Annotated in this window: 23 protein-coding genes; 20 read left to right on the forward strand and 3 right to left on the reverse strand. The window is 39.5% G+C overall.

Going from position 1 to position 19,541, the window contains the following annotated elements; all coding sequences use genetic code 11:
• Nucleotides 1–207: 207 nt before the first annotated feature.
• From AAAY30_RS01095 to AAAY30_RS01110, 4 genes are all read left to right on the forward strand, one after another.
• On the forward strand, nucleotides 208–1,254 hold the full coding sequence (locus AAAY30_RS01095; RefSeq protein ID WP_337781557.1) for a sulfate ABC transporter substrate-binding protein: 1,047 nt from the start codon (nucleotides 208–210) through the stop codon (nucleotides 1,252–1,254).
• Nucleotides 1,255–1,330: 76 nt separating this feature from the next.
• Nucleotides 1,331–2,170 (forward strand): sulfate ABC transporter permease subunit CysT, encoded by an 840-nt coding sequence (gene cysT / locus AAAY30_RS01100; protein WP_252560159.1) that lies wholly within the window; start codon nucleotides 1,331–1,333, stop codon nucleotides 2,168–2,170.
• Between the two features lies 1 nt (nucleotide 2,171).
• Nucleotides 2,172–2,993: a sulfate ABC transporter permease subunit CysW gene (gene cysW / locus AAAY30_RS01105; protein WP_022233926.1), complete on the forward strand. Its 822-nt coding sequence runs from the start codon at nucleotides 2,172–2,174 to the stop codon at nucleotides 2,991–2,993.
• Nucleotides 2,993–4,051 (forward strand): sulfate/molybdate ABC transporter ATP-binding protein, encoded by a 1,059-nt coding sequence (locus tag AAAY30_RS01110; RefSeq protein WP_337781558.1) that lies wholly within the window; start codon nucleotides 2,993–2,995, stop codon nucleotides 4,049–4,051. The genes cysW and AAAY30_RS01110 overlap by 1 nt, the downstream gene beginning before the upstream one ends.
• Nucleotides 4,052–4,109: 58 nt before the next feature.
• Here AAAY30_RS01110 and AAAY30_RS01115 read toward each other — a convergent pair whose 3' ends face one another.
• Together AAAY30_RS01115 and AAAY30_RS01120 are read right to left on the reverse strand one after the other, a co-directional pair.
• Nucleotides 4,110–4,862: a tRNA threonylcarbamoyladenosine dehydratase gene (locus AAAY30_RS01115; protein ID WP_337781559.1), complete on the reverse strand. Its 753-nt coding sequence runs from the start codon at nucleotides 4,860–4,862 to the stop codon at nucleotides 4,110–4,112.
• Nucleotides 4,855–5,085 (reverse strand): RDAC family protein, encoded by a 231-nt coding sequence (locus AAAY30_RS01120; protein WP_337781560.1) that lies wholly within the window; start codon nucleotides 5,083–5,085, stop codon nucleotides 4,855–4,857. Before AAAY30_RS01120 ends, AAAY30_RS01115 begins: the two co-directional genes overlap by 8 nt.
• A 263-nt stretch (nucleotides 5,086–5,348) precedes the next feature.
• Here AAAY30_RS01120 and hemA point away from each other — a divergent pair, with 263 nt between their 5' ends.
• Genes hemA through hemL form a run of 6 tightly spaced genes read left to right on the forward strand, consistent with a single transcriptional unit; the run spans nucleotide 5,349 to nucleotide 11,682 of the window.
• The gene (hemA, locus tag AAAY30_RS01125; RefSeq protein WP_295025940.1) at nucleotides 5,349–6,485 is read left to right on the forward strand and encodes a glutamyl-tRNA reductase; all 1,137 of its coding nucleotides are present in this window, start codon (nucleotides 5,349–5,351) and stop codon (nucleotides 6,483–6,485) included.
• A complete protein-coding gene (locus tag AAAY30_RS01130) occupies nucleotides 6,485–7,090 on the forward strand; it encodes a precorrin-2 dehydrogenase/sirohydrochlorin ferrochelatase family protein (protein ID WP_295025941.1) in 606 nt (201 codons plus the stop codon). Before hemA ends, AAAY30_RS01130 begins: the two co-directional genes overlap by 1 nt.
• A 1-nt stretch (nucleotide 7,091) precedes the next feature.
• Nucleotides 7,092–7,955 carry a hydroxymethylbilane synthase gene (gene hemC, locus AAAY30_RS01135; protein WP_337781561.1) on the forward strand — a complete coding sequence of 288 codons (864 nt, stop codon included), beginning with the start codon at nucleotides 7,092–7,094 and terminating at the stop codon, nucleotides 7,953–7,955.
• The gene (cobA, locus tag AAAY30_RS01140) at nucleotides 7,952–9,436 is read left to right on the forward strand and encodes a uroporphyrinogen-III C-methyltransferase (protein ID WP_337781562.1); all 1,485 of its coding nucleotides are present in this window, start codon (nucleotides 7,952–7,954) and stop codon (nucleotides 9,434–9,436) included. The genes hemC and cobA overlap by 4 nt, the downstream gene beginning before the upstream one ends.
• Nucleotides 9,436–10,407, forward strand: a complete 972-nt coding sequence (gene hemB / locus AAAY30_RS01145; protein ID WP_337401802.1) for a porphobilinogen synthase — start codon at nucleotides 9,436–9,438, stop codon at nucleotides 10,405–10,407. The genes cobA and hemB overlap by 1 nt, the downstream gene beginning before the upstream one ends.
• Nucleotides 10,408–10,419: 12 nt before the next feature.
• The gene (hemL, locus tag AAAY30_RS01150; protein ID WP_499222338.1) at nucleotides 10,420–11,682 is read left to right on the forward strand and encodes a glutamate-1-semialdehyde 2,1-aminomutase; all 1,263 of its coding nucleotides are present in this window, start codon (nucleotides 10,420–10,422) and stop codon (nucleotides 11,680–11,682) included.
• 55 nt (nucleotides 11,683–11,737) lie between these two features.
• On the opposite strand, the gene AAAY30_RS01155 is transcribed toward hemL, so the two are convergent.
• Nucleotides 11,738–12,181: an RrF2 family transcriptional regulator gene (locus AAAY30_RS01155; protein ID WP_252560152.1), complete on the reverse strand. Its 444-nt coding sequence runs from the start codon at nucleotides 12,179–12,181 to the stop codon at nucleotides 11,738–11,740.
• A gap of 305 nt (nucleotides 12,182–12,486) precedes the next feature.
• Between AAAY30_RS01155 and AAAY30_RS01160 the strand changes: the two genes are divergently transcribed.
• From AAAY30_RS01160 to AAAY30_RS01205, 10 genes are read left to right on the forward strand one after another with little or no spacing between them, the layout of a single operon-like run.
• Nucleotides 12,487–13,719: an O-acetylhomoserine aminocarboxypropyltransferase/cysteine synthase family protein gene (locus AAAY30_RS01160; RefSeq protein WP_302191002.1), complete on the forward strand. Its 1,233-nt coding sequence runs from the start codon at nucleotides 12,487–12,489 to the stop codon at nucleotides 13,717–13,719.
• 16 nt (nucleotides 13,720–13,735) lie between these two features.
• Nucleotides 13,736–14,596, forward strand: a complete 861-nt coding sequence (locus AAAY30_RS01165) for a ferredoxin-like domain-containing protein (protein WP_337781563.1) — start codon at nucleotides 13,736–13,738, stop codon at nucleotides 14,594–14,596.
• The gene (locus AAAY30_RS01170) at nucleotides 14,589–14,834 is read left to right on the forward strand and encodes a sulfurtransferase TusA family protein (RefSeq protein ID WP_249376662.1); all 246 of its coding nucleotides are present in this window, start codon (nucleotides 14,589–14,591) and stop codon (nucleotides 14,832–14,834) included. The genes AAAY30_RS01165 and AAAY30_RS01170 overlap by 8 nt, the downstream gene beginning before the upstream one ends.
• Nucleotides 14,835–15,152 carry a thioredoxin gene (gene trxA / locus AAAY30_RS01175; RefSeq protein WP_117704918.1) on the forward strand — a complete coding sequence of 106 codons (318 nt, stop codon included), beginning with the start codon at nucleotides 14,835–14,837 and terminating at the stop codon, nucleotides 15,150–15,152. It begins immediately after the preceding gene.
• A gap of 13 nt (nucleotides 15,153–15,165) precedes the next feature.
• Nucleotides 15,166–15,372 carry a sulfur carrier protein ThiS gene (gene thiS / locus AAAY30_RS01180; RefSeq protein WP_337781564.1) on the forward strand — a complete coding sequence of 69 codons (207 nt, stop codon included), beginning with the start codon at nucleotides 15,166–15,168 and terminating at the stop codon, nucleotides 15,370–15,372.
• A complete protein-coding gene (gene thiF, locus AAAY30_RS01185) occupies nucleotides 15,372–16,184 on the forward strand; it encodes a thiazole biosynthesis adenylyltransferase ThiF (RefSeq protein WP_022235257.1) in 813 nt (270 codons plus the stop codon). The genes thiS and thiF overlap by 1 nt, the downstream gene beginning before the upstream one ends.
• Complete coding sequence (locus AAAY30_RS01190; protein ID WP_178586222.1) at nucleotides 16,181–16,591, forward strand: M67 family metallopeptidase; 411 nt, start codon at nucleotides 16,181–16,183, stop codon at nucleotides 16,589–16,591. Before thiF ends, AAAY30_RS01190 begins: the two co-directional genes overlap by 4 nt.
• A gap of 15 nt (nucleotides 16,592–16,606) precedes the next feature.
• Nucleotides 16,607–17,518, forward strand: a complete 912-nt coding sequence (gene trxB, locus AAAY30_RS01195; RefSeq protein ID WP_337781565.1) for a thioredoxin-disulfide reductase — start codon at nucleotides 16,607–16,609, stop codon at nucleotides 17,516–17,518.
• Between the two features lie 38 nt (nucleotides 17,519–17,556).
• Nucleotides 17,557–19,239, forward strand: coding sequence for an adenylyl-sulfate reductase subunit alpha (locus AAAY30_RS01200; protein WP_302333473.1), 1,683 nt, complete (start codon nucleotides 17,557–17,559; stop codon nucleotides 19,237–19,239).
• Nucleotides 19,223–19,537 carry a 4Fe-4S dicluster domain-containing protein gene (locus AAAY30_RS01205; protein WP_022235260.1) on the forward strand — a complete coding sequence of 105 codons (315 nt, stop codon included), beginning with the start codon at nucleotides 19,223–19,225 and terminating at the stop codon, nucleotides 19,535–19,537. Before AAAY30_RS01200 ends, AAAY30_RS01205 begins: the two co-directional genes overlap by 17 nt.
• Nucleotides 19,538–19,541 lie beyond the last annotated feature (4 nt).

The following is a 19,541-nucleotide window of genomic DNA, read 5'->3' on the forward strand; positions in this document are numbered from 1 at the left end:
AAACATACTAAAATGATAGGTATTATAGGTTATTCAAAAATAAGTATGTTTGCCATTATGAAAGGCAAGGGTGGTTTGTATGAAAAATCATTTTAACCGAATAAATAAACGAATGTGCGGTTCTTTTGGCGGTAAGTCGATGTGTTAAAACATTTTATCGGTTTACTTATTAATTTATGATAAAGCTAAAAGAAAGGTTTGATTAAAATGAAAAAAGTGTTTACTAAAAGACTTATATCCGCAATTCTTACAACAGCCCTTATCGGTACTTCTGCCTTTGCTCTTTTCGGCTGCGGAAAAGCTTCTAAAGATACTTCTAATGATGCTAAGGTACATATAACCAATGTTTCATATGACCCTACACGAGAACTTTACGAAAGCTATAATAAAATTTTTGCCGACCATTGGAAAGCGAAAACAGGTCAGGAAGTAGAGGTTACTCAATCGCACGGCGGTTCGGGCAAGCAGGCTCTTGAGGTTGCAAACGGACTTGAGGCGGATATAGTCACACTTGCGCTTGAGTACGATGTTAATGCCGTAAGAGATGCAGGTCTTATAAATGACGGTTGGATAAATAATTTTGAAAACGATTCTTCACCGTATACATCTACAATTGTATTCCTTGTAAGAAAAGGCAATCCGAAAAATATTAAGGATTGGAACGATCTTATAAAGAACGGCGTCGGCGTTATTACTCCAAACCCTAAGACCTCGGGCGGCGCAAGATGGAACTACCTTGCCGCATGGGCATATGCCGATAAGCTTTATAACGGTGATGAAAGCAGAATTGAAGACTTTGTAAAAAAGCTTTATCAAAATGTACTTGTACTTGATTCGGGTGCAAGAGGAGCAACAACCACTTTTGTGGAAAACGGACAGGGCGATGTGCTTTTAGCTTGGGAAAACGAGGCTTATCTTTCTATTAAAGACCATCCGGACGAATATGAAATTATAACTCCGAGCGTAAGTATTCTTGCACAACCGTCGGTTGCCGTTGTTGATGAAGTAGTTGACAGCAGAGGAACAAGAGAGGTTGCTACCGAATATCTTAGCTACTTATACAGCGATGAGGCACAGAGGATTGCAGGCGATAATTATTACCGTCCATACAATCAGGATATTTTGAAAGAGTATTCAGATGTATTTGATTTAAATATTAACCTTGTTACAATTAGTGACTTCGGCGGTTGGGACGAGGCACAAAAAACACATTTCGCAGACGGCGGAATATTTGATAAAATTTACGAAAAATAATTAACTATGCGTATGTGTTCGGCTGTTTTGCGGCTGAACACTATGCTTTGTATTTACAAGAAAAGCGGGTGTAAGAATGAATAAAACTAAAAAAGCAAAACGAGTTATCCCCGGCTTTGGCTTATCTATGGGAGTTACTGTATCAATACTTAGCATAATCGTATTGATTCCGCTTGCTTCTCTTGTGATTTACACTGCACAGATGAGCTGGTCGGATTTTATAGATACCGTTACAAGCGAAAGAGTAATGGCAAGTTATCAGGTAAGCCTTATAACCGCATTCATAGCCTCTGCAATAAATGCGGTTATGGGTGTTATACTTGCGTGGGTGCTGGTTCGTTATAAATTTCCGGGTAAAAGAATACTTGACGGAATGATTGAACTTCCTTTTGCACTGCCGACAGCGGTTGCGGGTATTGCGCTTACTTCTTTAACAGCCGATACAGGTTACATAGGCAGTTTTTTTGCACAGTTTGGCATAAGCATTGCGTACACAAGGGTAGGTATTACTTTTGCACTTGTATTTATAGGTATTCCGTTTGTTGTAAGAGCGGTTCAGCCTGTACTCGAAAAACTTGACCCTGTTTATGAAGAGGCTGCAGGTGTAATGGGTGCGAGCAGAATAAAGATTTTTTGGAAGATTATTTTTCCTGAAATTCTCCCGTCAATTCTTACAGGTTTCGGACTTGCGTTCGGCAGATGTCTCGGTGAGTACGGCTCGGTAATTTTTATAGCAGGCAACAAGCCTTTTGAAACTGAAATTACACCGCTCATTATTATGTCAAAGCTGCAGGAGTTTGATTATAAGAGCGCTACAGCAATTGCACTTGTAATGCTTGCGGCATCATTCTTAATCTTGTTTGTTGTAAATCTTATTCAGGCAAGAAATTCAAAAATATTAAAGGGAGGAAGATAATATGCACGAAGAAACAAAAGGTTCAAAGGTCGTAAAGTGGATATTAATAGGTATCAGCGTTTTGTTTTTATTCATTATGCTTGTACTTCCTCTTGCAACCGTGCTGACAGAGGCGTTAAAGAGCGGCTGGCAGGTATTTTGGGACGCAGTAAGCGACGAATATACTTTAAAAGCTGTTTTGCTTACACTTGAGGCAACAGCGTGCGCAGTTGTTTTCAATACAATATTCGGATTGTTCGCTGCGTGGTCTGTAACAAAGTTTCACTTTAAAGGTAAAAAAATTCTTACCACACTCATCGACTTACCCGTTACCGTATCGCCTGTAATTGCAGGTCTGATATTTGTACTTACCTTTGGCAGACAAAGTGTTTTGTATCCTCTTTTACAGGAACTTGATATAAAAGTAATTTTTGCGGTTCCGGGTATTATTCTTGCAACAATATTTGTTACATTTCCGTTTATCTCACGAGAGCTTATTCCCGTTCTTGAATCGGAAGGAACAGATGAGGAAGAGGCTGCCGCATTAATGGGAGCAAAGGGACTTACAATTTTCAGAAAGATAACATTTCCGCATATTAAATGGGCGTTTCTGTACGGCATAGTTTTGTGTGCGGCAAGAGCAATGGGCGAGTTCGGCGCAGTGTCTGTACTTTCGGGACATCTGCGTGGAAAAACCAATACATTGCCACTCCATATAGAAATTTTATTTAACGAATTTAAAACCGTACCTGCTTTTGCGGTATCGGCAATTCTTGTAATTATGGCGGTAATAATTCTGATTATCAGAAGTGTAATTGAATACAAAGGAAAGAAGGAATCGTAATGTATGTAGAACTTAAAAATATAAATAAAACCTTTGGCAATTACAAGGCGTCTGATAATGTGAATTTCACAATTGAGCAGGGAAAACTTATAGGACTTTTAGGTTCGTCGGGCAGCGGAAAAACCACAATTCTAAGAATGATTGCCGGACTTGAAACTCCCGACAGCGGCAAAATTATTATTGACGGCAAGGTCGTAAATGATATTCAGGCAAGCAAACGAGGAATAGGTTTTGTATTTCAGAATTACGCACTTTTCAGATATATGACTGTATTCGACAACATTGCGTTTGGTCTTAAAATTCAGAAAAAGGACAAAAAATATATAAAAGAAAGAGTAAGCGAACTTGTTGAACTTATCGGATTAAAGGGACTTGAAAAGCGTTATCCGAGTCAGCTTTCGGGCGGTCAGAAACAGAGAGTAGCGTTTGCAAGAGCACTTGCACCTAACCCGACGCTTTTGCTGCTTGACGAGCCCTTTGCGGCTATTGACGCAAAGGTAAGACAGGAACTTCGCTCGTGGCTTAAAGAAATGATTGAAAAGCTCGGAGTTACAAGTATATTTGTAACTCACGACCAAGATGAGGCTATTGAGGTTGCCGATGAAATCATTATTACAAACAAAGGCAGAATCGAGCAGATAGGCACACCGATGGAAATATATCAGAAACCGCAGACAGCCTTTTCCGCATCTTTCTTCGGTCAGACAACCGTGCTTGACGATTATACAAAATTTAAAACCTTTGATGTTGTGGATGGTGCGGACAAAGCTATTGTAAGACCTGAATTTATAAAGATTACCAAGTTGAACGAACCGTTCAGACAAAAAGCGTCCGTATCGGTCGGCGAGGTAGTGAAAACAGCTTTCAGAGGCAACAACATTGAAGTTACGGTAAAATGTGACGGCGGCGTAATTAACGGAGTACGAGGACTTGAAGAACCTGCAGTTTATCACGGCGAAAAGGTAAATGTATTCTTATACAGACTGTTTGTTACAAAGGGAGATAACGCATTTATTCTTGAAAACAAATCTCTCACAGAGGAATCCGTAGTAATTTAATTTACAGACAAACTAAAACACACCGATTGGCTTTTCAATCGGTGTGTTGCTCTATAGATTATTTTATTAAATCTTTAACCACTTCGCCTGCAATTATAAGACCGACTACTGACGGTACAAATGCTATACTGCCGGGCACTTGTCGCCTTTGTGTGCATTTTCTTGCAGTTTCGGGAGGGCAGATGCAGTTTGTTTTGCAGCTTATTGCCATATCTTCAATAGGGGTGATAGGCTTTTCCTTTGAATATACAACTTTAAGTTTTTTAATGCCGCGCTTTTTAAGTTCATTACGCATTACTCTTGCAAGAGGGCATACGGAAGTTTTGTAAAGATCGGCAACTTCAAAAGCACTTGCATCAAGTTTATTTCCCGCACCCATTGAACAGATTATAGGGGTGTTCGCTTTTTTTGCCTGCATAACAAGTTCTATTTTGCCTGTTACCGTGTCAATAGCGTCTACTATGTAATCATACTGTGTAAAATCAAATTCGGCGGAGGTTTCAGGAGTGTAGAATTTCTGATGCTTGTTTATGATTATATTCGGATTGATTTCTTTCAGCCTTTCTTCGGCAACATCTACTTTGTATTTGCCTACTGTTTTTCTTGTGGCAAATATCTGACGATTAATATTTGTAAGGCATACTTTGTCATCGTCTATAAGGTCAAGTTGGCCTATTCCTGTGCGTGCGAGCGCCTCGGCAGTGTATCCGCCTACACCGCCTATTCCGAATATTGCAACCTTTGCATTTGCAAGTTTTTCCATTGCCTCTGCTCCGAGCAAAAGCTGTGTTCTTGAAAATTGATTAAGCATTGATTTTCTCCTTAATATAAAAACTTAGTTTATCGTCCGAAATTTGTATCTTGTAATTCATATTACGAAAAAAGTTTTCTGCGTGTTTTAATACTTCATCACTCGGTACTTCGTCAAACGAAAAATATTGTCTGCCGCAGGCATCGTGAAAATGCAGATAAGTATTAAAGTTATCCATAAGTTCGGCTTTCAAAATTTTTACCGTATCAAATTTAACTGTCATAGCTGCTCCTTAATTTATAATTCCTATCTATACAATAAGTATTATATTTCAATCATTTGTTTTGTCAATAGCAAAATTAAAAAATTATTGACTTTACTTATCGGTAATAGTATAATAAAACATATTAATTCAGTAGGTTTAATATGATATAGCCCGTTTGTTTATTTTTATTATAAATCTTAACTTAAAAATAATGCATAAAATTGACAACGCTATACCTTAGTATTAAAATAACAGGGTAGAATTAAATTGGGTGGATAAAGATGTATTGCATAAGTGTAAATTATAAAAATTCAGATGTGAATATCAGAAAAAAACTTGCTTTTTCCGAAAATGTACAAAAAGAATTTCTAACTGAACTTATAAACGGCAAAACCGTAAGCGAGTGCGTTATTCTTTGCACCTGTAACAGAACAGAACTTTATTTTTGCGGAAATGAAGACAGCCTAAATACAGTGCAAAATCTGCTTTCAAACTATTCGGGAATAGAATATGATTTGCTTAAAAAGCATTTGTATTTGTTCTATTCCGATAAAGCGGTAATGCATCTTTTCAGAGTGGTAAGCGGTATTGAATCTATGGTTATAGGTGAGGACGAAATTCTCGGACAAATAAAACTTGCTTACACTATGGCAAAAGACTTGGGTATGACGGGTTACGAGTTAAATATGACTTTTCAATCCGCAATGGCTTGCGCAAAAAAAATAAAAACTCAAACCGCACTTTCAAAAACTTCTGTTTCAACCGCAACCCTTGCGGGAAATGAAATCGCACATTTTAAGGATAAAGTAAATGTTCTCGTTATAGGTGCAACGGGGAAGATAGGCACTGTACTTGTAAAAAATCTTTTGTCGCATAAAAATGTAAGCGTTATTGCAACATCAAGAAAACACAGTGCGGAGTCGGTACAGACCAAAGCAAACATTACAATTGCTAATTATGCCGATAGGTACAGTTATATGGATTCTGCCGATTGCGTAGTCAGCGCTACCGCAAGTCCGCATTACACTGTTACATATTATGATTTAAAGAAGAATATAAAAACCGATAAGCCAAGACTTTTTATAGATCTTGCCGTACCTCCTGACATTGACGGCTCGGTTGCAGAGATAAAAGGTTTAAAGCTGATCGGAATAGATTATTTTGAAAAACTCGCAAAGAACAACAATGAGCTTAAACTTGACAGTGTGGAAAGCGCAAAAGAGATTATAAAAGAAGAAAGCGATGTACTTAAAAAAGACATAGCTTTTCACTTTTTTTTACCGCATATGGAGAGTGTAAAAAATAAACTCAGTGAAAATTCGTTAGAAGAAATATTGTATAAATTCAAAGCCGAGTTACCGTCAGAAGAATTTATAAAGATACTTGATGCATTTAAAAGTTGTGGAGAAAAGATATAATGGCATATTTTCCTTTTTATATTGATATAGAAAATAAAAATATTCTTGTAGTGGGCGGCGGAACGGTAGCTTTAAGAAAGATAGAAAAGCTGTCGCCTTTTAAGCCGAGTATTACCGTGGTATCCCGGAAAATCTGCGAGGAGATTTTAAAGTTTAATGTGAAAGCCGTTGAGCGTGAGTTTTATGACAACGATTTAAACGGTGCTTTTTGTGTTATCAGCGCTACCGATAACGAACAGGTGAACTCGCATATATTTGAATTATGCAAGGAGAAAAATATTCTTGTAAATACTGTTGATGACAAAGAAAAATGCGGATTTATTTTTCCTGCGCTTGTACAAAAAAATTCCGTTACTGTCGGTATTACCACATCGGGCAAAAGTCCGATATATGCAAAGTATTTAAAAGAGCAGTTTTTAAATATGCTTGAAAATACAAATTCCGATACCGCAGAAACATTGTGGCAGTACAGAGAATACATAAAGGAAAACACAGCGGACGAAGAGTTAAGAAAGAAAGTTTTTTCGGCACTTATGGGTATGTGCCTTTGCGGAGAAAGTATTGATACCGATGTTGTTAATAAAATTATAAAGGAAAACAGCTGATATGAAAGTAAGAATAGGTACAAGAAAAAGCAAACTTGCCCTTGCACAGACAGAGATGTTTGCAAATGCTTTGAAAAAGAGATTTGACGATATAGATACAGAAATAGTTTGCATTTCAACAAAAGGAGATAAAATTCTTGATAAACCGCTTGCAATGATAGGCGGAAAGGGAGTTTTTATCTCTGAACTTGAGAATGCTTTATTAAGCGGAGCGGCAGATATGGCAGTGCACAGCGCAAAAGATCTGCCTCTTGAACTTGCAGACGGACTTGAAATATCCTCTGCTTTAAATCGTGGCAATTATCGTGATGTGCTTGTTACAAGAAAAAATGAGCCGATAAAAAACGAAGAAAAATTTATTGTCGGCACAGGCAGTCTTAGACGCCGTGGCTTTATAAAAAAACAGTATCCGCTTGTACAGATTAAAGATATAAGAGGAAATGTTGACACAAGAATTAATAAACTTATTAATAAAGAATATGACGCAATTATTCTTGCGGCGGCAGGACTTGTAAGATTGTCGCTTTATAACAGTGAAAAATACGATGTAACACCTTTTGAATATTATGATTTTCTCCCTGCGCCTTGTCAGGCAATCGTAGTTGCGGAGAGTAAAACAGGCAGTGCGATTTCAGAAAGGTTAAAAGAAATAAGTCATACAGAAACTATGCTTGAATTTGAAACAGAAAGACAGATTCCAAAGTTGCTAAACGCAGATTGCGGTATGCCTGTCGGCGCTTTTTCAAAGGTAACAAACGGCAAAATAGAGCTTATAATTTCTACAGATTGTAAAAAAACAATATCGGGCAGTGCCGATATTAAGGACAGGTTTAATCTTGCAAAAAGGTTGGTGAGCAAGTTGTGAACAACGGAAAAGTTTATCTTGTGGGAGCAGGGTGCGGCGATTATGACTTAATAACTCTGCGTGGGCAGAATTGTCTGAAAAAATGCGATGTCGTTGTATATGACAGCCTTACCGACAAGCTGTTGCTTGAGTATGCGGATAATGCAGAAAAAATTTGTGTCGGAAAACGAGCAGGAAAGCATAGTGAAAAGCAGGAGAATATAAACGAAATTCTCATTGCAAAAGCAAACGAAGGCAAGACTGTTGTGCGACTCAAAGGCGGAGATCCGTTTGTTTTCGGCAGGGGAGGAGAGGAAGTACAGGCACTTCAAAGTTACAATATTCCTTATGAAGTTATCCCCGGTATTTCCTCGGCAATAGCAGTTCCCGAAATTGCGGGTATTCCTGTTACTCACAGAAATTTAAGCCGCAGTGTACACATAATCACAGGTCATACGGCGCAGGATACCTTACCGAAAAATATACGGGAATACGCAAAACTTGACGGTACACTTGTATTTTTAATGGGACTTAGAAAATTACCCGAAATTGTAAAAGGTCTTACAGAAAACGGCAAAAGCGAAAATACACCTGTCGCAATTGTGTCAAACGGTGCATATGCAAAGGAAAGTACGGTAAGAGGTACTTTAAAAAATATTTGCAGTCTTGCAGAGCAAAGCAAAGTTGAACCGCCTGCAATAATCGTAGTGGGAGAAGCAGTGGGGTTTGACTTTTCCGCTACAATAGAAAAGCCGCTCAAAAATAAAACCGTTGCGGTTACAGGTACGCATAAATTGTCTGCGAAACTAGGCAGAAAACTTATGTCGCTCGGTGCGAGAATCAACCGTATTGATTATCTTAGTGTAAAGGAATACAGACAAAACGAGCAGCTTGACAAAGCGCTTTCAAACATTAATAATTATAATTACATAGTGCTTACAAGTATGAACGGAGCTGAAATTTTTATTAAAAAATTGAGAGCGTTAAAGGTCGATGTTCGCAAACTGTGTAATGTAAAATTTGCCGTTATCGGCAGCGGAACAGCGGGTATTCTTGAAAAATACGGCATTTTTGCCGATATTATTCCAAATGTTTATACTTCTGCGAATTTGGGAAATCTTTTGGCAGATACGGTAAACAAAAATGAGCGTGTGTTGATTTTGCGTGCGGAAAACGGCTCAAAAGAACTTACTGAAATTTTAAGTCGCAATAATATAATTTATGACGATGTAAAGACCTATGACATTCAGTCGGAAAGTAAGTCGGAGGGCGGAATTATTACCTCCGATTACATAACCTTTGCAAGTTCTTCGGGCGTAAACGCTTTTTTTGAAAGCGGATATGTTGTTAGCGAAAACACAAAAATTGTTTGTATTGGCGAGATAACCGCAAAGGCTTTGCATAAGTACAATATAGCCGATTACAAAATTGCAAAAACAAAAGATGTAGTCGGAATTATCAATACAATTATTTCAGATGTTAAAAAAGAGAGTGATTTTTAATGAGAAGATTCAGACGACTTAGATCAAATGAAAGTATACGCAGTCTTGTGCGTGAAACAAGAGTAGATAAGAAAGACCTTATTTACCCGATTTTTGTTGCCGAGGGCGAAAATATAAAAAAGCCCGTGGAATCTATGCCAAATGTTTATCAGTATTCACTTGACAGATTAGATGAAATTTTAGCGGAAATAAGCGAGAGTTCGATTGCGGGAATATTAATTTTCGGTATTCCGAAACACAAGGACGAGCTTGCAAGCGGCGCTTATGACGAAAACGGAATTACCCAGCAGGCTATCCGATATATAAAAGTTAAATATCCGTCAATGCTTATAATTGCCGATGTGTGTCTTTGCGAATATACAAGTCACGGACATTGCGGTGTTGTATGCGGTCATAAAATATTGAATGACGAAACCCTGCCGCTGCTTTCAAGAATGGCGGTAAGCCTTGCAAAGGCAGGTGCGGACATTATTGCTCCGTCAGATATGATGGACGGCAGAGTGTCTGCAATCAGAAATGCTCTTGATGAAAACGGCTTTGCAGATGCTCCTATACTTTCTTACAGTGCAAAGTTTGCATCTGCATATTATTCACCGTTCAGAGATGCCGCCGAGTCCGCACCTGAATTCGGCGACAGAAAAAGCTATCAGATGGACTATGCAAACGGCAAAGAGGCACTGCGAGAGATTGAAGACGATATAGAAGAGGGCGCAGATATGGTTATGGTAAAGCCTGCGCTTGCGTATCTTGATGTTGTAAAAGCCGCAAGAGAGCGCTTTGATTTGCCGCTTGTTGCGTACAATGTAAGCGGTGAGTACGCAATGGTTAAGGCAGCGGCAGAAAAAGGTTGGATAGACGAAAAGAAAATTGTTTCCGAAAATTTAATCGCTATGAAAAGGGCGGGTGCGGATATTATAATTACATATCACGCACTTGACGCCGCAAAGTGGATTGACGAATTTTACAAGTAAGAGGTGGCAAAAATGAATATTCAAAATTCGGAAAAGTTTTATGCCCAAGCTCAAAATTTTATGCCCGGAGGAGTAAACAGCCCTGTTCGTGCGTGCCGTGCGGTTGGCAGAGCGCCGTTGTTTATCGACCACGCAAAGGGTTCAAAAATCTATGATGTCGACGGCAACGAATACATCGATTATATTTGCTCATGGGGTCCGAATATTCTCGGACACGCTAACGAAAGAGTTATAAATGCAGTAACCGAAACCTGTAAAAGAGGACTTACATTCGGTGCTTGTCACAGCGGAGAAATCGAACTTGCCGAACTTATAAAAAAGCATTTTCCGTCAATGGAAATGTTAAGACTTGTAAATTCGGGTACAGAGGCGGTTATGAGTGCAATCCGTGCCGCAAGGGGTTATACAAAGAGAGATAAAATAGTTAAGTTTGAGGGTTGCTATCACGGTCATTCGGACGGTCTGCTTGTAAAATCGGGTTCAGGACTTCTTACCAATTCTATCCCCGACAGTGCAGGTGTTCCTAAAGGATATACGGATAATACCCTGCTTGCAAAATACAATAATAAAGAGTCGGTAGAAAAACTTTTTGAGGAGCACGGTGATGATATTGCCTGCGTTATTGTAGAGCCTTGTGCCGCCAATATGGGTGTTGTACCGCCGCAGGAGGGCTTTTTACGGTTTTTGAGAGATATTACGCTAAAATATAATTCTCTGCTTATTTTTGACGAAGTTATTACGGGTTTTCGACTTAGCATTGGCGGTGCTCAAAAATATTACAATGTTAAACCAGACCTTACCACACTTGGCAAAATTGTAGGCGGAGGTATGCCTTTGGCTGTGTACGGCGGTAAAAAAGAAGTTATGCAGTGCGTTGCTCCGCTCGGTTCGGTGTATCAGGCAGGCACACTTTCAGGTAATCCCGCTGCCGTAAGTGCGGGAATTGAAACCTTAAAAATCCTTGAGGAAAACGAAGCTGAAATTTATACAAGGCTTGAGAAAATTTCATTGCAGCTTGAAAATGCCATGCAAGAATCGGGAATGAATGTGAATCGTGTAGGTTCAATTATGACGGTTTTCTTTACCAATGAAAAGGTAAAAGATTATGATACAGCCAAAACTGCCGATACTGCCCGATTTGCCGAATATTTCAGACATATGCAGGACAACGGAATATATACAGCTCCGTCACAGTTTGAGGCAATGTTTGTTTCGTTTGCACATACCGATGAGGATATAGATAAAACAATCAATGCAATCAAAAGTTTAGAATAATAACGAAAAGAAAAAGTGCAGCAATTCTATAATCTTGCTGCACTTTTTTTCTTTATTACACAGCCTTAGCCTGTGCAATAATTTCGTTTTGTTTGTAATGTTCCGTAATTTCTGCCAGAGTTATACTTTCGGCATAGTTTTGCAGGTATGATGACATTGCGCTCCACAATCTGTCGTTTATAAGTTCCGTCATCATATCGTTTTTATCTCTGCTGTCAAAATAAACATCATTAAGCACCCTTGTGTCAAGAGCGTTTAATATGTCTTTAAAAGTAATTTTACTCAAATCTCTTGCAACTACATAACCGCCGTTAAGTCCCTTTTGCCCACGAATCAGATTTGCGGAGGTGAGGGACGGCAGTATTTGTTCAAGATATTTTTTAGATATATTGTGCCTTTTGGCAATATCGGGAGCGGTGACCGAACAGCCGTTTTGAGAATAAACCGCTATGTCGATTATCGCCATAATGCCAAATTCAACTTTTGTTGATATTTTCAATTAATAATCAGCCCCTTATACAGAAGAAAAGCCTGTTTTGGAGCAGAATATGCCTGACTAAGCGTATTAAATATAGATTAACATTTTTTAAGGAAAAAATCAATACTTACCAAATAAATATGTATTGTATATAATGACAGATTTTAGAATAATATGGAATAAAATTTGTAAAATAGGGAAAATCCTACAAAACCTATTGAAATACTAAGTTAAATGCGTTATAATCTACAGTATCATCTTGCAGATAAGCTTTTGCAGGATAAGCATTGACTAAGCAAATATGATTTAAAAGGGATGGGAAGCTTATGGAGTTTAATACAGCGTTATTGCACAAAAATTTTAGCGGTGATAAGGCGTCGGGCTCTACTATGACTCCTATTTATCAGGTAAGTGCTTTTTCGCACAGCTCTGCCGAACAGCTTGAAAAAGTGTTCAACAACAAAGCGCCCGGATATGCTTATTCAAGAATAGGCAATCCTACGGTGGCTTCTTTTGAGGCAAGAATTGCCGCCCTTGAAAACGGTTCAGGTGCTGTTGCGTGTTCGTCAGGTATGGCAGCAGTTACAATGGCACTTCTTAATATATTGGAGTCCGGTGACGAAATAATAGTAGGCGCAGGTCTTTTTGGCGGAACTATTGATTTGTTAAAGGATTTGGAGGCATTCGGCATAACCGCTCACTTTGCAGACGAGGTTACACCGCAGAATGTTGAACCGCTTATCAACGAGCGCACAAGAGCAGTGTTTGCGGAACTTATCGGCAATCCGAAACTCGATATTGTGGATATTGAGGCAGTATCAAATCTTGCACACAGATACAATATACCTCTTATTATAGACAGCACCACGGCAACACCGTATCTTGTTCACCCGATTGATTTCGGTGCTGACATTGTTGTTCATTCAACTTCAAAGTATATTAACGGCGGCGGAAACGCAATCAGCGGTATAATAATTGACAGCGGTAAATTTGAATGGGATACAGAGAAATTCAAAGGTATGAAAGAATACAAAAAATACGGTAAACTTTCGTATCTTGCAAAACTGCGAAACGGTATATGGCGAAACTTCGGTTGTTGTCTTGCTCCGTTTAATGCATTTTTAAATTCTGTCGGTCTTGAAACATTGGGACTGAGAATGGAGTGTCTTTGCAGCAACGCATTGAAACTTGCACAATTTTTTGAAACCTGTAAAGATATTGAGGTTAATTACCCGGCACTTGAAAGTTCAGAGTATTACGCACTTACACAAAAACTTTTAAAAGGCAAAGGCGGTGCGATTCTTACAATAAGAGCCGGCAGTAAAGAAAAAGCCTTTGAACTTATAAATAATTTGAAGTTTGCAACCAACGCTACAAATATCGGTGACACACGAACATTGGTAATTCATCCGTCAAGCACAATTTACGCACACAGTACAGAACAGCAGAAAGAGAACGCAGGTGTGTTTGACGATACAATCCGAATCAGCGTCGGTATAGAGGACATTGCAGATCTGATTGAGGACTTCGGAAATGCAATAAGTAAAATAAACAATTAGTTTTGGGGGATTCACAATGGCAGTTGATTATTCAACATTAAAAAAAGGCGGATTTATGCGCCAAAAACAAAAAGATAATTTTTCCCTTCGTTTAAGAGTGGTAGGCGGAAATCTTACGGCAAAACAACTTGCCAAGATTGCAGAAGTAGCAGAAAATTTCGGTGACGGCTATGTGCATCTTACCTCAAGACAAAGTGTTGAAATTCCGTTTATTAAACTTGACGATGTTGAAAATGTAAAGGCGGCACTTGCCGAGGGCGATGTTGAACCCGGTGTATGCGGTCCGAGAGTAAGAACAATTACAGCTTGTCAGGGACAGGCAATTTGCCCGAGCGGTTGTATTGATACATATTCACTTGCAAAAGAACTTGACGACAGATATTTTGCAAAAGAACTTCCGCATAAATTTAAATTCGGTATTACAGGATGTCAGAACAACTGCCTTAAGTCAGAGGAAAACGACCTGGGAATTAAGGGCGGAATAAAGGTTGACTGGAGAGAAAGTGACTGTATAGGTTGCGGCGTTTGCGTAAAGGCTTGCCGACAGGGTGCTATCACTCTTGAGGACGGAAAAATTTCCGTTGACAAGTCAAAATGTAATTTCTGCGGAAGATGCTATAAGGCTTGCCCGACCGACGCTTGGGATACCGTTCACGGTTACATAGTTTCATTCGGCGGACTTTTCGGCAACTCAATTAACAAAGGTGAAACAATCATTCCTTTTGTTGAAGATAAAGAAAAACTTTTGAAAATCTGTGATGCGGCTGTTAATTTCTTTGAAGAAAATGCAAAGCCGAGCGAACGCTTTAAGTTCACAATCGACAGAGTAGGCAGAGAAAAATTTGAAGAGAAGATATTGGAGGCATACAATGGCTGATTTTATTATTGACGATACAGTAGATATTACCGATGTTGTCTGCCCGACAACATTTGTTAAGGCAAAGGTCGCTCTTGAGGAGCTTGACGACGGTCAGATTTTAAGTGTTAAAATGAATGACGGTGAACCTGTACAGAATGTTCCGAGAAGTATCAAGGAAGAGGGTCACAAAATTTTAAAACTTATTGATAACGAGGACGGCACTTATAATCTTATAGTTAAAAAGGTTGGTGATTAAATGCCGACAAGAATCAGTAAAGACAATTTTGAAAAAGAAGTTTTACAGGCAGATAAAACTGTACTCGCTGATTTTTATTCAGACAGTTGTGTGCCTTGTAAAAGACTTTCACCGGTACTTTTCGCACTTGAAGAAGAATATGCCGAAAAGCTCAAAATTGTTAAAATCAATATAAATTTTGATTCCGAGCTTGCCGAAAAATACGAGGTACAGGCAGCGCCGACTTTGGTGTTTTTTAAAAACGGCGAAGAGGTTTCAAGACTGCGAGGCGCAGTAAAACAAGCAGAAATTAAAGAAGTTATTGAAAAATCAGTTTAAAGGGGTTATTATTATGACAATCACAGTTGCAGGTAATAAAAAAGAAGTAGCAGAAGGACTTACAGTAGCACAGCTTATTATTGACGAAGATGTAGAAACACCGGAGTATGTAACAGTAAGTGTAAACAACGAATTTCTTGCAAGCGGTACTTTTGAAGAAACCGTACTCAAGGACGGCGATGTAGTTGAATTTCTTTATTTCATGGGAGGCGGTCAGTAATGGCATTTACTAACGAACAGCTTGAGCGTTATTCCCGTCACATCATTCTCAAAGAGGTTGGTGCAAAGGGACAGAAAAAGTTGCTTAACGCAAAAGTGCTTATAATCGGTGCAGGCGGACTCGGTGCACCTGTAGCAATGTATCTTGCCGCTGCCGGTATCGGTACAATCGGTATTGCCGATGCTGACGAGGTTGACCTTTCAAATCTTCAGCGCCAGATTATTCACGCTACAAAAGATGTAGGCAAGCCAAAGGTAGAATCGGCAAAGGAAACTATGGAGGCTATGAATCCCGATGTTACGGTAAAAACTTACCATACCTTTGTTACAAGTGAAAATATTATGGACCTTATCAAAGATTACGATTTCATCATTGACGGTACCGATAATTTCCCGGCAAAGTTTCTTATCAATGACGCTTGCGTAATGGCTAAAAAACCTTTTTCACACGCAGGTATTATCAGATTTCAGGGACAGCTTATGACATATGTGCCCGGTGAAGGTCCTTGCTACCGTTGTGTATTTAAAAACCCACCGCCAAAGGACGCAGTTCCTACTTGTAAGCAAGCGGGTGTAATCGGAGCAATGGGCGGTGTTATCGGCAGTTTGCAGGCAATGGAGGCTATTAAGTATATTCTCGGCAAGGGTGATTTGCTCACAGGATATTTACTTACATACGATGCACTCAAAATGGAATTTCGTAAGATAAAACTTCCGTCAAACACACATAATTGTGCGGTTTGCGGTGATCATCCTACAATTACCGAGCTTATAGATTACGAACAGGCAGAATGTGACGGTGTTCATTTATGATTAAATTATCAAAAGCTGACTATAATAAAATTGTGGCTCACGCAGAAAGTGAGCTGCCGAACGAGGCTTGCGGATTGATTGCGGGTACGGTTGACGGCGAAAACAAGGAGATTAAAAAAGTTTATCTTCTTTCAAACATCGACCATTCAAACGAGCATTTTTCGCTTGACCCAAAGGAACAGCTTGCGGCGGTAAAGGATATGCGACAGAACGGTTTTGTACCGCTCGGTAACTGGCATTCACATCCCGAATCTCCGTCAAGACCGTCGGATGAGGACAAGCGACTTGCATATGACAGCAAGGCAAGCTATATGATTTTGTCACTTATGGACAGAGAAAATCCCGTGCTAAATTCATTTAAAATCAACGGCACAGCTTCAGAAAAGGAAGAATTGGTTATTTACTAAACAAGGAGGGAAATTATGTACGACATAGTTATTATCGGAAGCGGTCCGGCAGGACTTTCTTCGGCAATTTATGCTCAACGAGCAGGACTTAAGGCAGTTGTGGTTGAGAAAAACTACCTTGGCACAGGTCAGATTGCAGAAAGCGAGCGTGTAGATAATTACCCGGGATTATACGGCGAAAACGGCTTTGATTTGGGCGAAAAGTTCAGATCACACGCAGAAAGCCTCGGTACTGAATTTATAGAGGGAGAGGCTGTTAAAATCAGCAAAAACGCAACTGATTACAGCATTGAACTTGACAACGGAAATTCATTAGAAACTCACACTGTAATTTATGCGGTCGGTACGGAACGCAGAAAACTTCAGGTTGAGGGTGAAAAAGAGTTTTCGGGCAGAGGAGTATCGTATTGCGCAGTTTGTGACGCTGCATTTTATAAAGATAAAATCACAGCTGTTGCAGGCGGCGGAGATACCGCACTTGGTGATGCGGCTTTGCTTTCAAAGTTTGCGAAAAAAGTTTATCTTATTCATCGCAGAGATAAATTCAGAGCCAATAAAACCTTACAGCAAAAAGTTGAAAATATTTCTAATGTAGAAATATTGCTTAATTCGCAGATAAAAAAGATTAACGGCAGTAATAAGGTTGAGTCGATCACAGTTGATAAAAACGGTGCAGAAACCGAAATCAAAGTTGACGGCGTTTTTGTTGCAGTCGGCAGTGTGCCTAATTCGGCAATTCTCAAGGATTTGGTTGAAGTTGACAATAACGGCTATATTGTTGCAAATGAGGACGGAGTAACTTCGGCAAACGGAATATTTGTTGCAGGTGATGTTCGTACCAAAAAGTTAAGACAGGTTGTAACAGCTGTATCGGACGGTGCTAATTGCGTATTATCTGCGGAAGATTATCTTGAAAAAATAAAATGATATGAAAATAAGGTGAGTGTAAAAGGGAGAGGCAGCCTATGAAAATTGAAAAATTAAGTACAGATATTCTGATAATAGGCGGAGGTACAGCAGGCTGTTATGCCGCACTCACTATTTCAGAAAATTCAGATAAAAAAGTTTTAATTTGCGAAAAGGCACACATCAAGCGCAGCGGATGTCTTGCGGCAGGAGTAAACGCTCTTAACGCATACATCGTTGAGGGAAGAAAGCCGCAGGATTATGTTGATTACGCAAAAAAAGATGCAGACGGAATTGTAAGAGAAGATTTACTCCTTACAATGTCCGAAAAGCTGAATGAGGTAACGGATAGGCTTGAAAAGTTAGGCCTTGTTATTTTAAAGGATGAAAACGGTAAGTATGTTACAAGGGGTAATAGAAACCTTAAAATAAACGGTGAAAACATTAAACCTATTCTTGCCTCGGCTGTTGAAAAAACAAAGAATGTTGAAATCCTCAACAGAGTAAACATTATAGATTTTGCCGTAAAAAACAATAAAATCAACGGTGCTTACGGTATAGGCATTGAAAACGATACTTTCTACATAATCAAGGCAAAGGCGGTTATCGTTGCCACAGGCGGTGCGGCAGGCCTTTACAAGCCGAATAATCCGGGCTTTTCAAGACACAAAATGTGGTATCCGCCGTTTAATACAGGCGCAGGCTATGCAATGGGCATTAATGCGGGTGCGGAGATGACAACATTTGAAATGCGCTTTATCGCACTTCGTTGTAAAGATACAATTGCTCCGACAGGTACACTTGCACAGGGCGTCGGCGCAAAACAGGTAAATTCGCTCGGCGAGGTATATGAAACCAACTACGGACTTACAACTTCACAGCGAGTTTACGGCACAGTAAACGAAAACCAAGAGGGCAGAGGTCCGTGCTATCTTCGTACAGAGGGTATAACAGCCGAGCAGGACGAATCGCTGTTAAAGGCTTATCTTAATATGGCACCGTCACAGACAATTAAGTGGATAGAAAGCGGCAAGAACCCGTCGCAGCAAAATGTTGAGATTGAGGGAACGGAACCGTATATTGTCGGCGGTCACACAGCGAGCGGCTATTGGGTTGATACCAAAAGAGCCACAACAATTGACGGATTGTTTGCAGGCGGTGATGTTGCAGGCGGTTGCCCTCAGAAGTATGTAACAGGTGCACTTGCAGAGGGTGAAATCGCAGGTATGTCGGCTGTTGAGTATGTGAACAGTCACACGCAAGCACCGCAGCTTGAAGATGAAATAACCGATAAGCACATTGCCGAAGTTGAAGAATTTTTAACAAAAAAAGATACCCGTTATACAACGGAACAGCTTGAAGAGGCAATGCAGACTGTAATGGACAGCTATGCAGGCGGTATAAAAACAAACTACCGTTTTAACGAAAAACAGCTTGATATTGCAAACTACAAAATCAAACAGCTTATTAAACTTTCAGGCAGTTTATATGCGGAAGATTTTCAGGAGCTTATGTATATTTACGAGCTTAGGGAAAGACTTACGGTTTGCAGAAGTGTAATTGCTCACTTAAAGGCAAGAAAGGAAACCCGTTGGCACAGCTTTGCGGAAAACCTTGATTATCCGAATAAGGATGACAAAAACTTTAATAAATATGTAAATTCACGCCTCGAAAACGGCGAAATTAAAATAATTATCCGAGATTTGGTAGAGGGAGGTAAAAGCTATGAGCATTGCGATTGACAAGCAGAAGTGCATAGGCTGCGGAAGATGCCGAAATGTATGTCCCGGCAGTCTTATAAAGCTTGACAGTGACAACCGTGCTTACATAAAGTATCCGAAGGATTGCTGGGGCTGTACTTCATGTATTAAGGAATGTCCTGCATATGCAATCAGCTTTTATCTTGGTGCAGATATCGGCGGTATGGGCAGTCTTGTTCATACCGAGAAAAAGGGCGATATACTTAGTTGGATAATTGACAAGCCCGAGGGTGAAACCATTAAGATAGATATTAACCAAAAGGAATCGAATAAGTACTGAGGAG

The sequence above is a fragment of the Ruminococcoides bili genome (genome assembly GCF_040093295.1).
GTDB classification, from domain to species: domain Bacteria; phylum Bacillota; class Clostridia; order Oscillospirales; family Acutalibacteraceae; genus Ruminococcoides; species Ruminococcoides intestinale_A.